22 protein-coding genes are annotated in these 23,791 nt (G+C 37.3%); 11 read left to right on the plus strand and 11 right to left on the minus strand.

The window, feature by feature from the left end:
* The first annotated feature begins 1 nt into the window (after nt 1).
* Nucleotides 2-1,027 (plus strand): PorP/SprF family type IX secretion system membrane protein, encoded by a 1,026-nt coding sequence (locus tag G5B37_RS11565; protein WP_164680185.1) that lies wholly within the window; start codon nt 2-4, stop codon nt 1,025-1,027.
* A gap of 33 nt (nt 1,028-1,060) precedes the next feature.
* Here G5B37_RS11565 and G5B37_RS11570 read toward each other — a convergent pair whose 3' ends face one another.
* Entirely contained in the window at nt 1,061-2,215 is a 1,155-nt protein-coding gene (locus G5B37_RS11570; protein WP_164680186.1) for a vWA domain-containing protein, read from the minus strand.
* A gap of 200 nt (nt 2,216-2,415) precedes the next feature.
* Here G5B37_RS11570 and G5B37_RS11575 point away from each other — a divergent pair, with 200 nt between their 5' ends.
* Nucleotides 2,416-4,611, plus strand: a complete 2,196-nt coding sequence (locus G5B37_RS11575; RefSeq protein ID WP_164680187.1) for a histidine kinase — start codon at nt 2,416-2,418, stop codon at nt 4,609-4,611.
* Nucleotides 4,612-4,627: 16 nt separating this feature from the next.
* On the plus strand, nt 4,628-5,359 hold the full coding sequence (locus G5B37_RS11580) for a LytR/AlgR family response regulator transcription factor (RefSeq protein ID WP_164680188.1): 732 nt from the start codon (nt 4,628-4,630) through the stop codon (nt 5,357-5,359).
* A gap of 67 nt (nt 5,360-5,426) precedes the next feature.
* On the opposite strand, the gene murI is transcribed toward G5B37_RS11580, so the two are convergent.
* The 8 genes from murI to G5B37_RS11620 all read right to left on the minus strand — a co-directional run bounded on the left by murI (nt 5,427) and on the right by G5B37_RS11620 (nt 13,402).
* Entirely contained in the window at nt 5,427-6,218 is a 792-nt protein-coding gene (gene murI / locus G5B37_RS11585) for a glutamate racemase (protein WP_164680189.1), read from the minus strand.
* Nucleotides 6,219-6,290: 72 nt separating this feature from the next.
* On the minus strand, nt 6,291-6,800 hold the full coding sequence (locus G5B37_RS11590; RefSeq protein WP_164680190.1) for an OmpH family outer membrane protein: 510 nt from the start codon (nt 6,798-6,800) through the stop codon (nt 6,291-6,293).
* Nucleotides 6,801-6,852: 52 nt separating this feature from the next.
* The gene (locus G5B37_RS11595) at nt 6,853-7,704 is read right to left on the minus strand and encodes an OmpH family outer membrane protein (RefSeq protein ID WP_164680191.1); all 852 of its coding nucleotides are present in this window, start codon (nt 7,702-7,704) and stop codon (nt 6,853-6,855) included.
* A 38-nt stretch (nt 7,705-7,742) separates the two neighbouring features.
* Entirely contained in the window at nt 7,743-10,337 is a 2,595-nt protein-coding gene (locus G5B37_RS11600) for a BamA/OMP85 family outer membrane protein (protein WP_164680942.1), read from the minus strand.
* A complete protein-coding gene (locus G5B37_RS11605; RefSeq protein WP_164680192.1) occupies nt 10,318-11,061 on the minus strand; it encodes an isoprenyl transferase in 744 nt (247 codons plus the stop codon). Before G5B37_RS11605 ends, G5B37_RS11600 begins: the two co-directional genes overlap by 20 nt.
* 1 nt (nt 11,062) lies before the next feature.
* Nucleotides 11,063-11,758, minus strand: coding sequence for a type IX secretion system protein PorG (gene porG / locus G5B37_RS11610; RefSeq protein WP_164680193.1), 696 nt, complete (start codon nt 11,756-11,758; stop codon nt 11,063-11,065).
* Between the two features lie 93 nt (nt 11,759-11,851).
* On the minus strand, nt 11,852-12,742 hold the full coding sequence (locus tag G5B37_RS11615) for an NAD kinase (RefSeq protein WP_164680194.1): 891 nt from the start codon (nt 12,740-12,742) through the stop codon (nt 11,852-11,854).
* Nucleotides 12,743-12,745: 3 nt separating this feature from the next.
* On the minus strand, nt 12,746-13,402 hold the full coding sequence (locus G5B37_RS11620; protein ID WP_164680195.1) for a CBS domain-containing protein: 657 nt from the start codon (nt 13,400-13,402) through the stop codon (nt 12,746-12,748).
* A gap of 83 nt (nt 13,403-13,485) precedes the next feature.
* Between G5B37_RS11620 and G5B37_RS11625 the strand changes: the two genes are divergently transcribed.
* The 8 genes from G5B37_RS11625 (at nt 13,486) to clpX (ending at nt 21,720) form a co-directional block, all read left to right on the plus strand.
* Nucleotides 13,486-14,199, plus strand: coding sequence for a pyridoxine 5'-phosphate synthase (locus G5B37_RS11625; protein WP_164680196.1), 714 nt, complete (start codon nt 13,486-13,488; stop codon nt 14,197-14,199).
* Nucleotides 14,196-14,957, plus strand: coding sequence for an alpha/beta fold hydrolase (locus G5B37_RS11630; protein WP_164680197.1), 762 nt, complete (start codon nt 14,196-14,198; stop codon nt 14,955-14,957). The genes G5B37_RS11625 and G5B37_RS11630 overlap by 4 nt, the downstream gene beginning before the upstream one ends.
* Before the next feature lie 123 nt (nt 14,958-15,080).
* The gene (locus G5B37_RS11635) at nt 15,081-16,331 is read left to right on the plus strand and encodes an OmpP1/FadL family transporter (RefSeq protein ID WP_164680198.1); all 1,251 of its coding nucleotides are present in this window, start codon (nt 15,081-15,083) and stop codon (nt 16,329-16,331) included.
* 18 nt (nt 16,332-16,349) lie between these two features.
* Complete coding sequence (locus G5B37_RS11640; protein ID WP_164680199.1) at nt 16,350-17,879, plus strand: SGNH/GDSL hydrolase family protein; 1,530 nt, start codon at nt 16,350-16,352, stop codon at nt 17,877-17,879.
* Between the two features lie 82 nt (nt 17,880-17,961).
* A complete protein-coding gene (locus G5B37_RS11645; RefSeq protein ID WP_164680200.1) occupies nt 17,962-18,306 on the plus strand; it encodes a phage holin family protein in 345 nt (114 codons plus the stop codon).
* 81 nt (nt 18,307-18,387) lie between these two features.
* A complete protein-coding gene (gene tig, locus G5B37_RS11650) occupies nt 18,388-19,710 on the plus strand; it encodes a trigger factor (protein WP_164680201.1) in 1,323 nt (440 codons plus the stop codon).
* An 83-nt stretch (nt 19,711-19,793) separates the two neighbouring features.
* Entirely contained in the window at nt 19,794-20,465 is a 672-nt protein-coding gene (gene clpP, locus G5B37_RS11655; protein WP_164680202.1) for an ATP-dependent Clp endopeptidase proteolytic subunit ClpP, read from the plus strand.
* A 19-nt stretch (nt 20,466-20,484) separates the two neighbouring features.
* Nucleotides 20,485-21,720, plus strand: a complete 1,236-nt coding sequence (gene clpX, locus G5B37_RS11660) for an ATP-dependent Clp protease ATP-binding subunit ClpX (protein WP_164680203.1) — start codon at nt 20,485-20,487, stop codon at nt 21,718-21,720.
* A 102-nt stretch (nt 21,721-21,822) separates the two neighbouring features.
* Here clpX and G5B37_RS11665 read toward each other — a convergent pair whose 3' ends face one another.
* Together G5B37_RS11665 and G5B37_RS11670 are read right to left on the minus strand one after the other, a co-directional pair.
* Nucleotides 21,823-22,008, minus strand: a complete 186-nt coding sequence (locus tag G5B37_RS11665) for a hypothetical protein (protein ID WP_164680204.1) — start codon at nt 22,006-22,008, stop codon at nt 21,823-21,825.
* 194 nt (nt 22,009-22,202) lie between these two features.
* Complete coding sequence (locus G5B37_RS11670; protein WP_164680205.1) at nt 22,203-23,720, minus strand: GH3 auxin-responsive promoter family protein; 1,518 nt, start codon at nt 23,718-23,720, stop codon at nt 22,203-22,205.
* Nucleotides 23,721-23,791 lie beyond the last annotated feature (71 nt).

The following is a 23,791-nucleotide window of genomic DNA, read 5'->3' on the forward strand; positions in this document are numbered from 1 at the left end:
TATGAAGCTTACAAAGACTTACCTACTTTTTGCCTTACTAGTATCCCCATTCTTATATGCACAAGACGGGTTGCCAGTTTATTCAGATTATTTTGCTGATAATCTATATTTACTGCATCCATCAATGGCAGGAGGGGCCGATTATAGTAAGTTAAGACTAACAGCCAGACAACAATGGTTTGACCAAGATGATGCGCCAAATGTGCAAACATTGAGTTTTAACACAAGACTTGGAGAACGTTCTGGCCTAGGTGCAATTATATTTAATGATAAGAATGGATTCCATTCTCAAACAGGAGGGTATTTAACGTATGCACACCATATTAAACTAGGAAGAGGAAGTTCAGATTTTAATCAGTTGTCTTTTGGTTTAAGTGCAGGATTAATACAGTCTAAACTAGATGAAACGAGTTTCGATCCTAATGATTTTGATCCAATAATTGCTGGAATTGTACAAAGTAGTTCTTACTTAAATGTAGATACTGGAGCTTCTTTTCATTCAGGTAATTTTTCAACCCATTTTACTGTAAAAAATCTTTTGTTTAGAAATAGAAGATTAAATTCAGAACAGTTTGAGCCAAATAATCAGCGTTCATATATCATCGGAGCGTCGTACTTTATTGTGCCTACCTATGGCGCCTGGGCGTTTGAGCCTAGTGCTTTGTTACAGTATCGTGAGCGAACTGGTGAGCAATTAGTAGACGCCAATCTGAAAGTTTACAGAGAGCTTGATTTTGCAAGAATCTGGGGTGGTATTTCGTATCGTAGAAGTTTTGATGGAGCCGAGTTTGTAGATGGCCAAGAAATTAAAAATCAGAAATTACAATACATAACACCTGTGCTGGGTATTAATTATAAGAAATTTTTATTTGCATATACGTACTCGTATCAAACTGGAACGGTACGTTTTGATGCTGGAGGCTATCATCAGCTTACTGTGGGATATAATATATTTGACGGAAAAGTGGGTAGAAGTTGGAGTCAAGACATGCGCTACAATGGTATGCTTAGACCAAGAGGAAAGTAATAAAAAAAAGCCCCAAACGGGGCTTTTTTTAGTTTAGTTCCAAGTGTAATCCTTACGCTTGGCTTGTTTCTTTAAGGCTTCTATCATGGCACTTTCTAGGCCATTTCCTTTTTGTTTGCTTTCTTTCGATATAAATGCACGACGCTTCTTATTTAGTTGAGCAATTTTGTCTTGAATGCGTTTACGTTCTGCACGATTTGCTGCTACATAGGCTTTTATTTCAGACTTAGACTTCCCTTTAAGGTTCTCTGGTAAATCTTTTTCTTTTATGTCGTCATAACTAAAGCCTGGTTCGTTCTCGGCATCTACTAAATCCCATGTAGTATTTTTATATAAATGTGAACCTTTAGAAACAGTGCGGCTTACTGCATTCGCTTTGCTATATTCTGCTGCATTATTATCTTGCTCTTCTTGTAACATTATTTTTTTTCTGCCGCTTTGGCCGTAAGGCACATAAGTGCCATTTAATTGAATGTTTAATTGTAAGATTAAATCATCATATGGTGAAGCGATATGTACGGTACTCTTATTATGATTTATTGCCATGTAGTCTCCATAGGTTAAATCAGCACCATCTTTCCAACGTGTGTCTACTCCGTGTTTAAAGTCGCCACAGAAAATAGTGTTTACCACGATGTCTTTCTCTTTAGCTTCGGCAGATGCATCTTTGTAGTTTACTTTACCTTGGGTAAAAGGCTCATTACCGGCAATAAAGATCAATTTTAGGTCATCTGCGTTGTTGCCCCAGTCTAGATCGTTGATGGAAGCTTTTAAAACGGTTCCACAGTATTCACTTCCTCCATTTGTCGTTAAGGAAAAGAGCTCTTTAGAAACGGTATCAAGGTCGTCTGTAAATGGAATTATTTTTCTGAGGTAGCCTTTTGCTTCACTAAGGCCGTCATTACCATATTCATAGAGTGCAATTTCTAAATTTGGTCGTTCAGATTTACATTTGGCATATGATAGTTCATTTACAATCTCCCATAATTGGGCTTTTGCTTGATCAATTAATCCGTCCATGCTGTTACTAGTATCTAAAAGCAAGGCCACTCTGATATAGTGTTTTTTTGCAGAAGGGGTTTCATATGTTTCGTTTAAAGCTACCGTAGTTTTACGTTCGGTTTTTGCGTTACAAGCTACTACAGAGCAGATAATGAACGCGGCTAAAAGGTGTTGTAATATTTTCATGATGTACATTTTATTTGAGATAAAACTAAGCGCAACTTTTTCGTCAGAAAAACGAGAATGAGTAAAACCATCTTTTCGATGAGTCAGGAGATCAATGTTTTGAGGGAAGTATATCATTTTGCGCTATTTATTAGTTGGAATCGCCGACAGCCGCTTTTACAAGTGCATTACAATCTGTATGTTTACACTTTCTAGTTATTATGAAATATATTCTTACCACCTTAGTATTGGTATTTGCAATGGGCCTTACCCAGGGGCAGGTACGTAAAAAATCGAAGCAATCTTTTGTGCTCAAAGGAGTGGTGGTAGAGGCTGAAACCAACAAGCCTATCTCAAGAGTAAATGTAGAAATAGACGCTGGGGCCTACACAACGACCAACGGTAATGGAGAATTTTCTATTTCCGCAGAAATTGGAGATGAACTTAGTATAAAAAGTGACGCCTTTAAGCCCGTTTATTATACTGTAAAAGACGAACAAAATATTACAATAAAAGTGCAAAAGAGCGAAGGTGAAGGGCTGCCAATTAGTACGGCCAGTAGCCAATCTGGCGTAGGATTGTTTCAGCGTTATATAGATTCTGCTAAAACTACATTAAAAAGTGATGCTAATAAGAGTATCGGCTATGTTACGAAGGCAATACAACCGTATAGAGGGTCTTCTATAACCAAAAAACAAACAGCAATTGCGTTTGAAACGTTAGGAGATATTAATCTATTTTGGGGGCAACCCGATTTAGCCATAGATAATTTTAAACGCAGTATTTCTGAAAGCGCTAACCTAGACCGCCGTATTAAGTTGGCAACCGCTTTTAGAATGAATGCCAATTACCAAGAAAGTATAGCAGCCTATAAAGAACTTCTAAAAGCTAATTTGGGCAATTATCAAAAAGTTGAAGTTTACGAGGGTCTGGGCGACACCTATAAGGCCATCAATGATCCAGTAAAGAGCGTATCTAATTATCAGAAAGGACTAGACATTGCAACTGCTCATCAAATTACACCCAAGATTACCAATCTAAATTCTAAAATTGCTGAAGTATATTCTGAAAGTGGTGCTGTAGAAGAAGCAGCAGAATATTACGGGAACTCCTTAGATTTGGCAAAAAAGGAAAATCCGAAGCGTTGGGTAGAAGAAAAAAATAAAGTTGCCAATTTTTATAACCGAAATCAAAACTTTGATGATGAGATAAGACTACGGTCTGAAACACTTTCTGAATTGGAAGAAATAGAAGATAAAGATGCCGAGCCAGAAAATTCACCAGACAACCAGCTTACACCGCAGCGACAAAATTATTACATCGCTAACGCCTATATTGCTCAAGATAAATACAAAGAAGCGATTCCTTTTTTAAAGAAAAGTATTTCTGAAGCAGAATCTAAAGACGACCTTATCGTAGAAAAAGATGCCACGCGTAAACTTTCTGAGGTATATAAAGGCATTGGTGATTACGGCAAAGCTGCAGAGAGTTATGAACGCTACGTAGCAGTAATAGATGAGCTATATATTAAAAAGGAACAAGAACTATCTCAAGCTACCCGCTTTAATAAAGAAATTGCCTTAAAACAAAATAGAATTATTAGCCTTGAAAATGAGCGAGAACTCAACGCTAGTAGCTATAAATTGGCTTTTGAAAATCAAGAGCTTATTGAAAAGAATAATCAGGTACAAAAGTGGGTCATTGTCTCGTTGGTGCTAATAGCATTGTTGTTGCTGTTTACTGCCTACACTCAATTTAAAAGTGTAAAGCAACAGCGGTACGCAAACAATATGTTAGCGCTTAAGTCGCTGCGTACACAAATGAATCCGCATTTTATATTTAATGCGCTTAATTCGGTAAATAGTTTTATTGCCATGAGCGATGAACGTGCCGCCAATAAATACTTAAGTGAGTTTTCGCAACTTATGCGCAGCGTATTGGAGAATAGTGAAGAAGATTTTATTCCGTTGAGTAAAGAAATTGAATTGTTAGAGCTGTACGTGAAGTTAGAACATTTCCGCTTTAAAGATAAGTTTGAATACACAGTAACGGTAGACGAAAATTTACAACTTTCAGAATTTGTAATTCCACCTATGCTCTTGCAGCCTTATGTGGAAAATGCAGTATGGCATGGCTTGAGATACAAAGAAGAGAAAGGACACCTCGATATTCACTTTAAGCAAATAGACAGCGAAACGGTGACTATTACAATTACAGATGACGGTATTGGCAGGAAAAAGTCAAAATTACTGAAGACAGACAACCAGAAAAAACAGAAAAGTCAGGGCATGGGTAATATCCAAAAGCGTATAACAATACTTAACGATATGTATAAGGATAAGGTTGACGTAACCGTTCAGAACATGTTCGAAAATGAAGAAGGGACACAAGTTGTACTTACCCTGAAGAAGGATTAAACTTAAAATTTCAGAAATGACATTAAAAACCATCATAGTTGAGGACGAAGAAACAAGTCGCGAAATACTTAAAAAATACCTGCTAAAGTATTGTCCGAAAGTTGAAATTTTAGGGGAAGCAGCTAATGTAGATGAAGCCTTGGTGCTAATTCGTAATCATGATTTAGACCTTGTTTTTTTAGATGTGGAAATGCCCTACGGAAATGCATTCGATTTACTAGACAAAGTGGGTGATAGAACGTTTGAAACGGTGTTTGTGACTGCATATAACCATTATGCTATTGATGCGTTAAACGCACATGCATCGTATTATTTGCTAAAGCCTATAGATATCGATAAACTTATTGATGCTGTAGATTATGTGCATGAGATCAAAACAAAAGAGAATAGTCTTCAAAATACAGTATTACAACCTAGAATTACGCAGGTTTCAGGTAAAATAACCATTCCAGTGCAACAAGGTTTTGAAGTGTTAGAGGTAGCAGATATTTTGTATTGCCAGGCAGACGATAATTATACTCAGATCTTTGTAGGTGAGAAAAAGAAACTGGTAAGCAAGACCCTTAAGTATTTTGAAGAAGCATTAAAAGACAACGGTTTTGCGCGCGTACATAAAAGCTATTTGGTGAATGTGAACAAAATCATCGAATACAAAAAAGGGAAGGGTGGCAGTGTTGTGTTAAGCAGTGGTAAAGAAATTATGGTAAGCCCTTCAAAGAAAAAAGATTTATTGGCATTTTTTGGCTAGTTAAATAGGTTCTCTAAGAGGTGCCTTTATTAGCTTACTACTCTTATTCCTTGAGTATAAATGTTGGTTAAAATTTCAGTTTTTCTATTGAAATTTTATGAGAATACTTATTCAGTAGAGACTTGAGTGTTTGGGTATCTGCATTTGTGTAAAACTGAAGTGCAGGTGTTTTTCTTACTTCGGAAAGCGCCTTTGTTGTTTCTAACATCTTCTTGGTGTGTCTAGCTACGGCTTCTCCAGAATCGATTATGGTAACTGAAGCGGGTAGCAGTTCTTGTAGCAAGGGGATTATATACGGATAATGGCTACATCCCAAAACTAAGTAGTCTATATTGGCTGCTAACATGGGAGCGGTGTATTTTTTGAGCAGCTGACGCATTTCTAGGCTATTTAAGGCACCTTCCTCGATGAGAGGTACTAATCCTTCTCCAATAATTTCTACCACAGAAATATCCTTTGTAAAGGTTTCTGAAGTTTTATGAAACAAACTGCTACTTAGGGTTCCTCTGGTGGCTAGTATACCAATACTCTTTGTTGTTGTTTGGAGAGCAGCAGGTTTAATTGCCGGTTCAATGCCTATTATTGGAACGTCGTAAGATGCGCGCAAGGTGTCTATGGCGTTTGTTGTAGCAGTGTTACAGGCTACTACAATTATTTTACAGCCCATTGCTAATAACACTTCGGTATTTTTGCGACTTAGCGCTACGATTTCTGATTCGGTTCTATTTCCGTAGGGCGCATTTGCACTATCGGCAAGGTAGATAGTATGCTCATATGGAAGGAGCTTGTGAATTTCTTTCCAAATTGAGGTGCCTCCTACACCAGAATCAAAGATGCCTATGGGTGCTGTTGTTTTCATTGGCTTAAAGATAAAGATACCAAAACAAAAAAGCTCGCCTAATGGCGAGCTTTCAGTTTTATATAAAAGAAATTAGATTCCTAATTCTTTTTTTACGTCTGTAAGAAGGTCTTTACCATCTGCCAACAACATTCCACCACCTGGTGTTGCATCAAAAACGTAAGAGATACCTTGGGCACGAGCTACTTTTTGGATAGCCAAACGAGCTTTATCTAAAATAGGTTGTAAGATATCAACTTCTTTCTTCTGAAGATCTTGAAGTGCTTGTTGGTTATAGGCCTGAATGTTTTGTTGCATTCCAGTTACTTCTTCAACACGCTTTTGGTTTTCTTCATCTGTTTTTGTTGGAGCTTCAGCATCGTATTGCTTTGCTTTCGTCTCTAACTCTTTATACATTCCTTTAAGCTCTGTGTCATAGGTCTTCTTTAGTTTGTCTAACTGAGCTTGGGCAGACTTCATCTCTGGCATTGCTTCAACCAATTCTTGAGTGTTGATATGTGCTACTTTACTTTGTGCTAATGCGGCACTTGTAGTACCAACAAAAAGTACGATTGCTATTGCAACTAATTTTAAGTGTTTCATTGTAATTGTATTTAATTTAAGTGTTACTATAGATTATTAAGTATTAAATTTTTTAAAGCCCACCGTCTCCTTCACCATCGCCATCTCCACTTGGGGGAGCAGTGCTGTTTCCACCAGTACGAGCTTTCTTAATTGAGTCTTGTCTTTTCTTACGAACAGCTAATAGGCTGTCTCGTTTACGTTGAAATTCCATTTTTTTAACTTCACGTATAGAATCTCTAATTCGCTTACGTTCTGCCATGGCAGCTTCACGTTCATTTTTCTTGTCTTCAATTGCTTTTTCACGTTCTGTTACAGCTTCATCTTCTTCATCGCTTAAGCTTTCACGTTTTTCAACTTCTTTCTTTTCTTTTCTAGACGTTACTTCTTTTCTCTTGTTAGAACGATTAATGCTTCTTAATACAGATTCGCTAATATCATTTCTTTGTGCGGCAAAGAGCATCACAACATCTGCAGATTTATCGAATATGAAATCATATTTTTTCGCTTCTGCAATTTCCTGAACAATATTAAAAACTTGATCTTGTATAGGCTGTACTAGCTGTCTACGTTGAATGATTAAATCACCATTAGGTCCAAAACGGTCTTGTTGGTATTTAATTAATTCGTCTTCTTTAATTTTTATTTCTTCGTCACGTTCTTCAATAAGTTCTTTGGTAAGTAGAACGCGTTCGTTTGCAAGATTGAGTTTCATCTGGTCAATCTCTTTGCTTTTCTTTTCAATGTCTGCTTTCCAGCGCTGCACTTTTGCATCCAGTTGTTTTTCGGCTTCCTTGTATTCTGGCACACTCTCTAAGATGTACTCCATATCAATGTAACCTATACGAACACCTCGTTGTGCATCTGCAGCAAAAGAGATGCATAAAAACGCTAGTGAGATTGAAAGTAATTTTAATGTCTTCATAATTGTCGGTTGTAGTTTAAGAAAATATCGTGCCAATATTAAAATTGTTGTCCAATAATAAAGTGGGTTTCCCATCCATTTGGTTGATCATTGCCCAGAATTGGGTCAAAACCATACCCAAAATCTATACCTAATAATCCAAACGCAGGCATAAATATACGTAATCCTGCGCCAGCAGACCTACTAATCCTGAAAGGATTATAATCTCGGAAACCATCATAAGCGGCTCCACCCTCTGCAAAACCTAACACATAAATAGATGCTAACTGCTTTAAAGTAATAGGATATCTAACTTCTAACGAAAATTTATTGTAAATGGTATTTCCATCGTTATTAGAAAGTGACTGATTTGGATATCCTCTTAACTGAATTACTTCACGGCCATCTAAACTAAACGATCCTAAACCATCACCACCCACGAAGAAACGCTCAAATGGTGGGATTCCTCTATCGTTATTATAAGACCCTAAGTAACCAAATTCTGTTTTGGTACGTAATACTAATCTTTCTACTAGTCTGGTATACCAGTCTCCAGAAAACTTAATTTTATAGTATTCTAGCCAGTTAAAGCGCTCTTGATCTATTTCTGCAATTCGTTCGCGAATATCTACATTAGTAATATCGTCTGCTAATTGCTCCTCTAAGCCATCACGTTCTGCTCGCAATCCTTTATAATCTACGCCATTAAAGGCAGAATAAGGGAATGTAACTTTAGCAGTAAGGCTAAAGTTGGATCCGCTAACTGGATATATCGGGTTTGTTGCAGTATTATTTCGACTTATACCTAAAGTGTACGCTAGGTTGTTAGAATATCCATCACCGAAGGTAAAAAGTCCTGTGTTGTAATTTTTTAAATTGTAATGCTGAAAACTTACAGCTTGAGAAAGTGTAAAGTAATCGTCAGGCCATTGAAGTCTTTTTGCAAGTCCAACAGATCCTCCCGTAATTAAGAAACGACTGTCTTTATCTACCTCTCTCGATTGGAAATCGTATAGATACTGAATGGTATGAGAAAACGAAGTGCTTAGCTGAATTGGTTTTTTACCACCAAGCCATGGTTCTGTAAGCGATAAGCTATAGGTTTGGTAAAAGGTACTTGCCTGAGCTCGTAGCGATAATTTCTGACCATCACCCATTGGTAAGGGTTGGTAGGCTTCTCCATTAAAGAGATTTCGAAGTGAGAAGTTGTTGAATGAGAGTCCGAGAGTACCTACAAATCCACCGCCACCATAACCTCCTTGAAGTTCAATTTGGCTAGATCCTTTTTCAACTACGCTGTATTCAATATCTACCAATCCGTTGTTTTCATCTACAAATTTGAAATTTGGAGATAGTTGTTCGGCATCAAAATAGCCCAATTGACCTAATTCACGAATGGTACGTACTACGTTTCGCTTACTGTATTTTTGTCCAGGACGCGTTCTAAGTTCACGATAAATTACGTGGTCGTTGGTTTTTTTATTTCCAACTACAGTAATGTGGTCAAAATAGAATTCATTTCTTTCAATAATTCTAATTTCAAAGTCGATGGTATCTTGGCGAACCGCCACTTCTACAGGGTTGATGTTTACCGCTAAGTATCCATTGTTTTGATATAAATTGGTAATGTCGTCTGCATCAGGATCTGAATTATCTGCAATTCGCTCAGCTAATAAAACACCGTTGTAAGGTTCTCCTTTTTTAATACCTAGCTTTTGGCGTAGTTGTCCATCTGTATATACGCTATTTCCTATAAAACGAATATCTCCAAAATAGTAACGTTTTCCTTCTTCAACGTCTATGTTTAAAGCAACATTCTTTTCGTCTTTTATAATTAGAGTGTCGCCAGTGATACGAGCATCCCTGTACCCATTGGCTTTGTATTTAGTAATTACAGAGGCTTTATCTTCGGCAAAAAGGTCTTCTGTATATTTTGAAATTTTCCAAAAACGATAGAATTTCTTCTTTTTTACATTCTTCATCGCTCTTTGCAACTTAGCATCACTTAGTGCGTCGTTACCGTTAAATTCGATATCTGAAACTTTTACACGATCGTTTTTGTCTATGCGAATAAGCATGTTCTGACCAACTTCTGTTCCTAACGAGTCAATATAAGGAGTAGTGCTTATAGCGACTTGGGTGTTAAAAAATCCATCTTCTTTGTACGAGTCTTTGATGTAATTTTTGGTATTGGTGAGAAGGTTCTTGGTAATTTTTTTACCGGGTTTTAGATCGTTGTCGTTGAGGATTTCTTTCTTTTTACCTTTTCTAATGCCTTCAATTGTTACTTCATTGAGTTTTGGTAACTCTACGATGTATAATTCGAGGTCTACAAGATCACCTTCGATATTAGCTACGTAAAATGCAATGTCGCTAAAAAGGTTTTGATCCCATAATTTTTTTGTTACACTACTAAGACGTTCTCCTGGCACATAAAGACGTTCTCCCACTTTAAGTCCTGTAAAGGCAATTACCGTTTGCTCGTTAAAGCTTTGGTTACCTGTAACCTTTATGCTGTTTAACGTGTATTTTCTGCCACTATCCAGTTGTTTTTGCTGGGCATAAGTGCTTCCTGCAAATAGTATGGTAGCTATAAGAAGGTAAAATAACTTTTTGGATCTATGCAATAGTGTATTATTCTTCAAGTTGTTCACTGGTCTTTCCAAATCTTCGTTCTCTGTTTTGATAATTTAATATTGCTTCAAAAAGATGGTTTTTTCTATAATCTGGCCAAAGTGTTTCTGTAAAGTACAATTCGGCATATGCAATTTGCCATAAAAGGAAATTGCTAATACGTTGCTCACCACTGGTGCGTATTAATAAATCCACGTCTGGTAAATCGCGGGTGTAAAGATGATTATTTATAGTTGCTTCATCTATTTCAGACGGCGAAATTAGCTTATTTTTAACTTTATGGCTAATCTCTTGGATGGTTTTTACCAATTCTTCTCTAGACCCATAGCTTAAGGCTAGTGTCAAGGTCATTCTGGTATTGTTCTTAGTTTTTTCAATAACGTCAAATAATTCAGTTTTCGCTTTTTTCGGAAGCGAGTCTAAATTACCAATGGCATTGAGTTTAATATCGTTTTTGTCTAGTGTTTTTATTTCTTTCTTTAAAGAAGACACCAATAGCTTCATGAGGGTTTCTACTTCAAATTTTGGACGATTCCAATTTTCCGTAGAAAAAGCATACAGCGTAAGAAATTTAATGTTGAGTTCGGCAGAGGCCTCTACGATTTCTCGAACCGCCTTTGTGCCATTTTCATGACCAATAGTTCTAAATAAGCCTTGTTTTTTAGCCCAACGCCCATTTCCATCCATAATTACAGCAAGGTGCTGTGGGATTTTTTTCGGGTCTATTTGTGCTTGTAAGCTCATATTAAAAATTACAGTAACATGGTTTTCGGCCAAATGTAAATGTTAGGGTTGCCCCTGTAAACACGTACCAATCGTCACTATTTGTATTTCCAAATTTTAAGGCGGTTTCGTCTGCCAGGCCTTTTACTGGGTTACTGCCGTCTAAATTGTCTGTAAATGTATATCTAGCACCTACTTCTAAACCAAGAACCAATTTGGTTCCTACGGTGGTTTTAAAACCAACCACCATTGGAATGGCGAATGTGCCAGCTTGGTCGTATTCTACAATAATATCGCTTCCATTTCTTTTATAAAGCGCATCATAGTTAAAGTAGGTTATACCAGAATACAAATACGGGGTTGAAACGGGTTGCCCTCTGTACATATTGAACTCCCAGAATGTATATTCTATACCTACTGAAAGTTCTGTAATCGTATTTTTAAACGAATATCCTCTTTGTTGTCTTCTAGATTCATCAGAATCTGCATCATCTGCACTTATATTCCCTACCAAAATAGAGGCTCTAAATGCATGGCGCTCACTTCGGTTCCACTTAAAAACACCGCCAACAACTACATCGTTAGGGGCAATATAGTTTGTTTTACCGATATCGCCTATGTAATTTGCGCCTCCAATAAACCCACCTACTTCATAGGTTTGGGAATGTATTGTAAAAACACTAACAACAATTAAAAAAACGCTCGCGAAATACTTCATATGCCTTAAAAAGTTTGCAAATATAACAATAAACTCCGCTTCACCATATTAGTAGCAGAATTGTCTCTGTTGATTAACAAATTTTACCAGCATTTATTGTTTCAAATTTCGCTTGTCTTCTCCCCACAATAACTTTTTTCGAAGTGTTTTTATAAAACTGTCTTCTGGTAATTGAACAAGTTTTATCGTAAAAGGAGCTTTCTGTACAGTAAGACGAGTGTTATTTGCGAATGTTGCAATTCTTGAGTCTAAAGAAACCAAATACGATTTTTCTCGTCCCGATACTTGTAAAGTAATGACACTTGAGTCTGGTAATACAAGGGGTCTTGCGCTTAAATTGTGAGGAGCAATTGGGGTGATTACCAAGCTGTTAGTGCTAGGGTCTATTACAGGGCCACCGCAGCTAAGGGAGTACCCCGTAGAACCAGTAGGTGTTGCAAGAATAAGACCATCACTCCAATACGAAGTCAGGTATTTTCCATTTACTTCGGTTTCTACCTTAATCATAGATGTGGTATTCTTGCGGTTAATAGCTACTTCATTAAGTGCAAAATTTAACTCTGAAATTTCGGAATTTACTGGGTCTGAAGTTAATTGAAGCAAGCTTCTTTCTGAAATAGAATAGCTGCCTTCAAGAATTTTATTGATGCTTTCGGTTATGTTTTCCTTCTGAATGGTCGCCAAAAATCCTAATCGGCCTGTGTTTATACCTACAATAGGAATGTTTAAATCTCTAACATAGGTAATTGATTTTAGTATGGTTCCATCTCCTCCTATGCTAAAGAATAAATCGTAACTTTTATCAAGTTTACTAAATGTTTTAAAAGTAGCTGTAGTATGTACACCATCATTTAGATTGATGATGTCCATAAAATCTTCTTCAATTAATACCTCAATATTCTTTTTTTTGAGTGCTTCGAGAATAAGCTGAATATAGGTTTCAGAGTTTTTATGATAAAATTGTCCGTAAATACCAATTTTCATAACTTAAATATTTAGGTATTTGTCTAGATAGTTAGAGCGTTTTTTTAAATCTTCCAAGAATTTATCTTCTGCATGATTGCTCACCACATTGTAATTATATCTTCTAAAAGTCTGTACTATTGAGTTCATGCCTTGATGCCCCATTTTTATGGTAATCTGCATCAAGTCGTTTTCACTTTTAGAGATAAATGTACCTAATATTTTAGCATCGTTAGACTCGACAATCTGCGCAATTTCACTAAAAGAAAAGTCTTTGCTTCCCTTTTCAACTACAATAATTCCACCTGCTTCGCTTAAAAAAGGTGTATCATTAAAAAGATGCATGATATCATTGAGTTCGTAATATCCAAGATAATTGTTTTGCTCGTTTAGCACAGGCATTATATTGGTGTTGTGAATTGCAAATGCTTCTAAAACATCTAACCAATGTGTTGTTTTTTTAACAAAAAATGGTTCTAAAGCATATTGATAGTCGGTGAGTGTTTTTTCACCCTCAAAACAATGTGCGTCTGTTTCAGAAAGACACCCTATAAACTCACCGTCTTTACTCACAATAATATGAGAGTAGGTAAGTTGATTAAAGGTGGTTTGTACCTCCTTGACTGCTGTAGAAGCATCAAAGGGCTTAATGTCGTTAATCATGTATAAGTGGGTGTTCACAATGCTAATTTTTCTGCAAATTAGTCAAAATATGGCTGCCACCGCACCGCAAGTTTGTATTTTTGTGTCTCGCATAAAAAGATATGACAAAATTAAGTGTAAACATCAATAAAATAGCCACCTTGCGTAACGCACGTGGTGGAGCCATGCCCAATGTGGTACAGGTTGCTAAAGACGTAGAACGCTTTGGAGCACAAGGAGTAACCATTCATCCTCGACCAGACGAAAGGCATATACGATATCAAGATGCAATTGATTTAAAGCCTGTAGTAACAACAGAATTTAATATTGAAGGAAACCCGATAGACAAATTTCTAGATTTAGTTCTTTCATTAAAGCCAACACAAGCAACTTTAGTGCCCGATGCGGTAGATGCTATTACTAGTAACGCTGGATGGGATACGGTTAAGAATGAAGCCTATTTAAGGGAGGTAATTTCAGAATTAAAAAGAAACGGTATTCGTACCTCGATATTTGTAGACCCAACTTTGAAGATGATAGAAGGGGCGGCAAAAACAGGTACTGATAGAATTGAGTTGTATACTGAAATGTTTGCTCATGACTATGCTTTAGGAAATACCGATGCGGTTAAGCCGTACACGGCCTGCGCCAAAAGAGCTCATGAACTGGGTCTTGGTGTTAATGCCGGGCACGACCTTTCGCTTCATAACATTGAATTTTTTAAACAACAGGTGCCACATTTGGCGGAAGTATCTATAGGGCATGCGTTAATATGTGAAGCCTTGTATGAAGGCTTAGAATCTGTAATTAAACAATACCTAACCAAATTGAAATGATTTTACACTCTCAAATTATAGGAGAAGGTGTTCCCTTTATTATTCTACATGGCTTCTTAGGGATGGGCGATAACTGGAAAACGTTAGGCAATCAGTTTGCTGAAAGTGGTTATGAAGTGCATTTGGTAGATCAGCGAAATCATGGCAGGAGTTTTCATCATGATGACTTTAGTTACGAGGTGATGGCAGCCGACTTGCTTCCGTATGTGCAACACCATCAACTTTCAGAATTTATGTTGCTAGGGCATTCTATGGGAGGGAAAACGGCTATGCAATTTGCAACTACTCATCCCGAAATGGTGCGAAAGTTATTAGTTGCCGATATCGGGCCGAAAGCATATCCGCAACACCATCAGGATATATTAAAGGCGCTACAATCGCTCAACTTTTCTGAAATTAAATCGCGCGGACAAGCAGATAAAATGTTGGCTACCTACATACCCGATGTTGGGACACGTCAATTTTTGTTGAAAAATTTATATTGGGTAGAAAAAGGAAAGTTAGCATTGCGTATAAACCTTTCGGTGCTTGCTTCAAATATTGCTGCCGTCGGAAGAAGCCTGGCAGAGAATGCAAAATACCTAGGTGACACGTTGTTTTTAAGAGGATCTCGCTCTGGATATATTGAAGATTTAGACGAATTGCTAATAAAAAAACATTTTCCAGCAGCCAGCATCGTTACCATTTCGAATGCTGGACATTGGCTGCACGCTGAAAATCCTTCCCAATTTTATCAAATTGTTATTAAATTTTTATAACATTGTATCGTCGAATTTACTATGTACGCATAATAAATTGAGGTATTTACCTATAATTACGTACCTTTTGACGAGAAACTAGTATATAATAAAACTCATTAAAATTAAATCAATTCTTACATTATGAAGAAACTTTTACTCCTTTCTGTAGTTGTTTTGGCAACTGCAGTAACGTATGCTGGAGGGTATCGCGTGAGCCTTCAAGGAAATAAATCCTTGGCGATGGGACACACAGGTGTTGCCATTGTAAATAGCAGCGAATCTGTGTTTTTTAACCCTGCAGGTCTTGTTTACCTAGAAAACAAATTGAGCATTACTGGTGGTGCCTTCGGAGTTTTTTCCGATGTAGCATATCAGAACACGGCAACTGGCGCATCTGCCATGACCGATAGTCCCGTAGGAACTCCATTCTATTTATATGGTTCATACCAAGCTACAGACTGGTTAGCGTTTGGACTAGGAGTGTATTCTCCTTTTGGAAGTACAGTAGAGTATGAAGATGATTGGGCAGGTTCTCACCTTGTAAACAATATAGACCTTGCGGCAATTTTTGTACAGCCAACAGTATCTATTAAAGTAAATGAACATTTTAGTGTAGGTGGTGGACCAATCTACGTTAATGGGTCAGTAAATTTCAACAGGAATTTAAATCGTACCTTAACAGATATCGATGGAAATCGTTCAGAAGTAACTGTAGATGCTACGGGTGTAACTAAATGGGGATGGACTGTAGGAGCTATGTTTAGACCAACAGAGTCCTTAACTATTGGGGCTAATTACCGTTCTGAAATTATCTTGGATGCAGAAGATGGAGACGCAGATTTCGAAAATATTCCTAATTCTCCATTAACACCATTTGCTGATACTACATTTAACGCATCACTACCACTACCTGCAGAAATGACGGTAGGATTGTCTTACCAAGTTTGCGATAAGTGGTTATTTGCTTTCGATTTTAATAGAGCTTTTTGGGATGTATACGAAAGTTTAGATATCGATTTTGCGGACGAAAATATTCCAGATTCAGTAAATCCAAGAAATTATAAAAACGCATCAACATACCGTTTTGGTTTACAATATGATGCTACTAAAATGTTTACATTAAGAGCTGGGTACTATTTCGATGAGTCGCCAGTTACTGAAGGTTTCTTCTCTCCTGAAACACCTAGAAATGATAGTAATGGTTATACGGCTGGTTTAACGGTGAATATTTCAGATCACCTGCAAATTGATGCTTCATTCTTATACCTACACTTCCAAGAGGTAGATGCTTCTTACGAAGGGTATTTAGAAAATGGACAACCAGCTCCTTTCAAAGGAACGTATAAGTCGAGTGCTTTTTCACCAGGATTAGGGCTTACCTACAAAATGTAATTTAAATTAAAACAGAAAATGAAAAAATCAATATATATAGTATTAGGAGGTCTACTAACATTAGGTTTTGTAGGCTGCGAACCAGAATTTGACACCCCTGTTACAGACGAAGGTTTTTACACATCGGGTGATGCAGATTTAAGTAACTACGTTGCTGTAGGAAATTCGTTAACTGCTGGTTTTGCAGATGGCGCATTATACATCACCGGGCAAGAAAACTCATATCCTAACATCATGGCACAACAATTTGCGTTGGCCGGAGGTAGTGAGACTTTTACACAGCCTTTAATGTCAGATAACTTAGGAGGCCTTTTGTTAAACGGAACACAAGTAGCACAAAACAGATTTGTACTTGCTGCAGATCCAACAACAGGTGAGCCAACAGGGCCTATCATTTTGGAAGGAACTCCAACAACCGAAGTTACTACAAGTGCTACAGGTCCTTTTAATAACATGGGAGTGCCAGGAGCAAAAAGTTTTCATTTAGTAACACCAGGATATTCAGCTTTAAATCCGTATTACGGACGTTTTGCGACAGGAGCAAGCGCTACCGTAATTGCAGACGCAGCTTCTTTAAGTCCGTCGTTTTTTAGTCTTTGGATTGGAAACAACGATATTTTGAGCTACGCTACAGGTGGTGGTGCTGGAACAGATCAGACAGGAAATTTAGACCCATCTACGTACATGTCTAACGATATTACAGACCCTAACGTTTTTGCTGCTGCATACAGCGAGCAGGTGGCAGCACTTACTGCAAGTGCTTCAGGAGGTGTTTTAGTAAATATTCCAGATGTAACGTCTATTCCTTATTTTACTACAGTACCTGTACAGTCTATTCCATTAGATGCCGCAACAGCTGGAGCTGTAAATGCTCAATTTGCACAGTATAACACGGTAATTTTACCAACGTTGGTATCTTTTGGAGTAATTTCTCAAGAAGAAGCTGATGCCCGTGTAATTAACTTTTCGGCTGGAGTGAATTTTCCAATCATGACAGATGACGATTTAACCGATGTAAGTGGAATTTTACAAGGACCCCCTGCAAACCTTCCTGCAGACCTTGCAAACTTACTAGGACAATTACGTCAGGCAAATAATGACGACTTGGTAGTATTAACGGCATCTTCAGTTTTAGGTACGTTAGCAAACCCTAGTGATCCAAATTCAGTTATCGGTGTGGCAGTGCCATTAGGTGACCAGTTTGTTTTAACTGCGGTTGAACAAGGAAGAGTAGCTACAGCTACGGCAGCATATAATGCAACTATCCACGGATTGGCTTCGGCTAACGGACTTGGATTTGTAGATGCGCGTGCTGCGCTAGCACAAGTTGCTAATGGAGGTATTGCGTTTGACGGCGGATTACTTTCTGATGCCTTTGTAACAGGTGGAGCGTTCTCTTTAGATGGAGTACACCCAACACCAAGAGGATATGCGTATACAGCAAACTTGATTATCAATGAGATTAATCAGACGTACAACGCTTCTATTCCAAATGTAAATATTGGAAACTACGGAACGATTACACTTGCTAATAATGTGAGCAACTAAGTTCTAATATCATAAAATTAAAAACCGCTTTAAGAGTATTCTTGAAGCGGTTTTTTTATATTTATACTTTAAAGCAGTCAAAATGAATTGGATTTTAAAACTACTATTAACGGCTGTGGCGGTTGTCGTGCTAGCTAAAGTGTTGCCTGGTGTAGAAGTGTCTGGGTATCTATCTGCGGTAATTGTAGCAGTAGTTTTAGCCATACTGCGCTTAGTGGTAAAGCCTATTTTGGTTGTGCTAACCTTTCCTGTTACTGTAATAACGTTAGGATTATTTTTACTAATTATAAACGCCATCATTATATTGTTAGCCGATTTCTTTATTGACGGTTTCGCAGTTCGGAATATTTGGTGGGCACTTATTTTCAGTTTACTCCTTTCTTTTCTACAAAGTCTATTGCATTCTTTACTTTCTAAGGAAAAATAACCTATTGAATTTCAGTAGTGGTACTATTGTACTGTCTTAAAAAAACCGTACTTTTGCATCCCGAAATTTATAGGATACAAAATGAATATCACAAAAAAGGAACTAGACAATTTAAATGCCGTGTTAACGGTTGAAATTTCAAAAGACGACTACGCAGATAAAGTACACAGCGTACTCAATAACTACCGTAAAACTGCAAATATTCCAGGATTCCGTAAGGGGCATGTACCAATGGGAATGGTTAAAAAGCAATACGGTCAGGCTGTGTTGGTTGAAGAAGTAAATAAACTACTTCAGGAGAACTTACACAAATATCTCACAGAAGAAAAATTAGATGTACTCGGTAATCCAATTCCACGAAACGAAAGTGAAATAGACTGGAATAGCGATGATTTTTCGTTTGAGTTTGACTTAGGCTTAGCGCCAAAATTTGAAGTGGCACTTCCAGGAAAGAAGGCGTTAACTCACTATAATATTGTTGCAGACGAAGAAATGATTAACAATCAGGTGAAAACCATTCGCAAGCAATACGGAAAGCTCATTGCCAAAGACACAGTTGAAAAAGGCGATGAAATTACTGGAACTTTTACTTCTTCGGAAAAAGAAATTGAAAACAAAACGACGCTTTCAACAGAAGATATAAAAGGAAAGAAACAACTAACTGCACTTACTGGAGCTAAAATTGGAGATGCTGTGGTTTTAAAGACAAAAGGTCTTTTTAACGACGATCATGATAACCAAAAGTATTTAGGCGCTTCTCATGACGATGCTCATGGGTTAGATATTGAAGTTACCTTCAAAATTGACGAAGTAAACACTCGCGAATTAGCAGACCTTAACCAAGAGTTGTTCGATAAGTTATTTGGTGAAGGAGTAGTTACTTCCGAAGCAGAACTAAAAGAAAAGATTAAAGAAGACGCAGAAGGACAATTTACACAGCAAAGTGACCAGAAATTATTAAATGATGTGGTTGAAGACCTCATTGATAATACTAAGTTCGACCTTCCAAAAGACTTCCTACAACGTTGGATTCAAGTCTCAGGTGAAAAGCCGTTAACAGATGATGAGGCGGCGGCAGAATACGAGCGTAGCGAAAAGGGTTTACGTTACCAATTAATTGAAGGAAAATTACGCGCCGAAAACAATTTGCAAGTAACTTTCGATGAGCTTAAAGAGTATTCTAAGAATATGATTAAAGGACAAATGGCTCAGTTTGGAAACACCAACCCAACAGACGAAGAACTAGATAGTATTTCTGCTAGAATTCTATCTAACGAAGAAGAGGTGAAGCGTTTAAGCGAGCAATTAAACACCAATAAAATGCTTCAGTTCTTTAAAGAAAAAGCAAAATTGAAGACAAAAGAAATTACGTACGAGAAGTTTGTAAAAGAAGCGTACGCGTAATTGAGTAAAAAAATAGGTATCTTTAAGGCGTCGAAAGGGAAACATCGACGCCTTAATTTTTTAAAATAGAATTTGCAGTTTATATGAACTACGGAAAAGAATTTAAAGACTATGCCATCAAAGATCAAGGCATAAGCAGCACGTATTACGACAAGATTTTAAGTAGTATGTATCCTGTGGGTCTTACCCCAAATATTATTGAAGAACGCCAAATGAATGCGGTGGCTATGGACGTGTTTTCACGTTTAATGATGGATCGTATTATTTTTCTTGGAACTGGTATTAACGATCAAGTGGCTAACATTGTTCAAGCACAGTTGTTATTTTTAGAAAGTACAGATGCTTCTAAAGATATTCAGATATACATTAACTCTCCTGGTGGAAGTGTTTATGCTGGTCTTGGTATTTACGATACTATGCAATTTATAAAGCCAGATGTTGCAACAATTTGTACAGGAATGGCTGCTTCAATGGGAGCTGTGTTATTATGTGCGGGTGCAGAAGGCAAACGAAGTGGATTAACACACTCAAGAGTAATGATTCACCAACCACTGGGCGGGGCTCAGGGTCAGGCAAGTGATATAGAAATTACAGCACGTGAAATAATAACTCTGAAAGAGGAGTTGTATAATATTATTGCTAAACACAGCGGCCAGAAGTACGAGAAGGTGTACGAAGACAGCGATAGAGATTACTGGATGAAAGCCGACAAAGCAAAAGAATACGGAATGATTGACGAAATTTTAGCGCGTTAATTAGATTGAAATAAAGCCCATGGCGAAAGAAGAATTAGAATGTTCATTTTGTGGCCGTAAGAAAGCCGAAACTAACTTGCTTATTGCAGGATTAGATGCTCATATCTGTGATCGCTGTATTGAACAAGCGCACGGTATTGTAGTAGAAGAAGCACTGCATACCACCAATAACGATCTAAGCAAGGAAGTAATGCTTAAGAAGCCAAAGGCAATTAAGGCTTTTTTAGATGATTATGTGATTGGTCAAGAATTTACCAAGAAGGTGATGTCTGTTGCGGTATATAACCACTACAAACGATTGCTACAGCCCAAAAGTGAAGACGATATTGAAATTCAAAAAAGTAATATCGTAATTGTTGGTCAGACAGGTACAGGGAAAACGTTAATTGCAAAGACCATTGCGAGAATGCTAAATGTACCATTGGCCATCGTAGATGCTACTGTGTTAACCGAAGCAGGCTATGTTGGTGAAGATGTAGAAAGCATACTTACCAGACTATTACAAGCAGCAGATTACAATTTAGAGAAAGCACAAAACGGAATTGTCTTTATTGATGAAATTGATAAAATTGCTCGAAAGAGTGATAACCCGTCTATTACAAGAGATGTTAGTGGTGAAGGCGTGCAACAAGCATTGCTGAAACTTCTTGAAGGAACAACAGTGAATGTACCGCCAAAAGGAGGTCGTAAACATCCCGATCAGAAATTTATTGAAGTGAATACCGAAAATATTCTGTTTATCGCAGGTGGTGCTTTCGATGGGATTGAACGACATATCTCTAAACGCTTAAATATGCAAGCTGTTGGTTTTAGTGCTTCTAAGAAAGAAGATGTACTAAACAAAGACCATATGCTAAAGTATATCATTCCTAAAGACTTAAAAGATTTTGGCCTGATTCCTGAAATTATTGGGCGATTGCCTGTCCTTACCTATATGAACCCTCTAGATAAAGGTACACTACGCGCAATTTTAACAGAGCCAAAGAATGCCATTATTAAGCAATACAAGAAATTGTTTGAAATGGACGGCATAGAGTTCGTTATAACCACCGAAGCGCTAGACTTTATCGTAGAGCAAGCTATAGAGTACAAATTAGGTGCAAGAGGGCTTAGATCGCTTTGTGAAGCCGTTTTAACCGATGCTATGTACGAGTTGCCTGGAGATGAAGCAGAAAAAAGTTTGACAGTAACTAGAGAGTATGCAGAGGACAAGCTGCAAAAGACTACTATTAAGAAATTGAAAGCAGTCTCTTAACAGAAACTTTAAAATTGTAGTATAAAAAAAGCCGAACACAAACGTTCGGCTTTTTTACTTACTTAACTTATCTATTACAGTATGACAGTTGTAATAAATGACTTACGGAGTTACTACTACCGTTTTAATTTTTTTGTGAAGTACTTTTTGCTGAAAAAGTTCTTTCTTATTTTTTAATGTATATCCTGCTATTTCGTTTTGCTCTTTTTGAACAGCTGAAACCGATTTGCATGAAGTAAAACTCATTGCAAATGCCACGATGGCTAGGGTGTATATTATTTTTTTCATTGCGGGGGTATCGTTCATTTTAACGGTACAAACCTATGAAGTAAGAAAAGTACTACCAAAACTATTAGCCCAACTACCTAGGAATTCGTTGAAATACATTTAGCACATCTGATTTCGGTAAAGGGCATAAATCATCGATTTTCAGTACGTTTTTAAGCGAAGAAAAACGTTTTTAATCGAAAGGGTAAAGGTGTTTAATGGCCGTTTAGTCGAAGTAATTCCTCTAGATAATCTCTGCAATTAGATAAACGAGGTACTTTGTGCTGCCCGCCTAATTTGTTCTTGTCTTTTAACCAATCGTAAAATAATCGCTCACGGGCGCAATGAATAGTTGGTGCATTTAGTGTAGTGTTGTTTGAGCGTTTTGCTTCGTAGTCGCTATTTACTTCCTGCAATGCTTGGTCTAATATTTTTGAGAAAGATCCAAAATCTTTGGGCGGAGTTTTAAACTCAATCATCCATTCATGAGCACCTTTTTCTCTGCCTTCCATAAAAATAGGCGCTGCCGTATAGTCTACTATTTCTGTAGCAGTAAGTTCAGACGCTTTCCGTAGTGCAGTTTCAGCATTTTCTATAATGAGTTCTTCTCCAAAAACATTAATATGATGTTTTGTGCGCCCTGTAACCTTTATACGGTGCGGATTTGTTGAGGTAAACCTTACCGTGTCGCCAATTTTATAACGCCACAAACCTGCATTGGTCGTAATTACAATAGCATAATTTTTACCTTCTTCTACTTCGGCTAACGGAATAATTTTTTCTGAAACCGTACCATATTGGTCCATTGGAATAAACTCATAGAATATACCATAATCAAGCATTAACAAAAGTTCTTTATTGGCATTGCGATCTTGAATGGCAAAGAAGCCTTCCGAAGCATTATATATTTCATAATAACGAAACGTGTCCTTCGGTAAAATTTTATTGTACTGCTCAATATAAGGGTCGAAACTTACGCCTCCGTGAAAGTAAACTTCTAGGTTGGGCCAAATATCAAATAAATTGTCTTTACCTGTAGTTTCGAGTACATTATTTAGCAATACCAACATCCAAGAGGGTACACCCGCTAAACTAGTTACATTTTCTCTTATCGTCTCATTAACGATAGCCTGCATCTTGGTTTCCCAATTAGCCATTAAAGAAATTTCATTCTTTGGGGTGCTACTATATTCGGCCCAAAAAGGCATATTGTCTATTAGTATGGCAGATAAATCTCCATAAACAGTGCCATTTTCTTGATAGAGTTCTTTACTTCCTCCAAGACGTAGTCCCTTGCCAACAAACAACTGAGAATGAGGGTTATTGTTTAAATACATGCACAGCAAATCTTTACTTGCAGCATAATGACAATGCTCTAAAGACTCCTGACTAACAGGTATAAATTTACTTTTGGCGTTGGTGGTACCGCTCGATTTGGCAAACCATTTAATAGGAGAGGGCCAGAATATATTAGATTCTCCTTTACGTGCACGTTCAATGCGATCTTGATTATCTTCATAGCAAGTAACAGGAACTCTGTAGGCAAATTCTGCATACGATTTTATAGAGTTAAAGTCGTATTGCCTACCAATCTCCGTGTTTTTTGCATGATCAATTAAATGCTGAAGTAGTTCTTCTTGCACATCTATAGGGTATTTCAAGAACAGTTCAATTTGGTGAAACCGCTTCTTCAAAAACCAAGAGGCAATAGAATTTACAATCGGGATTGGCATATTTTTCTGCTATCTTTATGCAATAAAAATAATACTTTTTTCTGGTAGGGAATTTCAGTTATATTCCATTT

Source organism: Rasiella rasia, from assembly GCF_011044175.1.
Taxonomy (GTDB): domain Bacteria; phylum Bacteroidota; class Bacteroidia; order Flavobacteriales; family Flavobacteriaceae; genus Marinirhabdus; species Marinirhabdus rasia.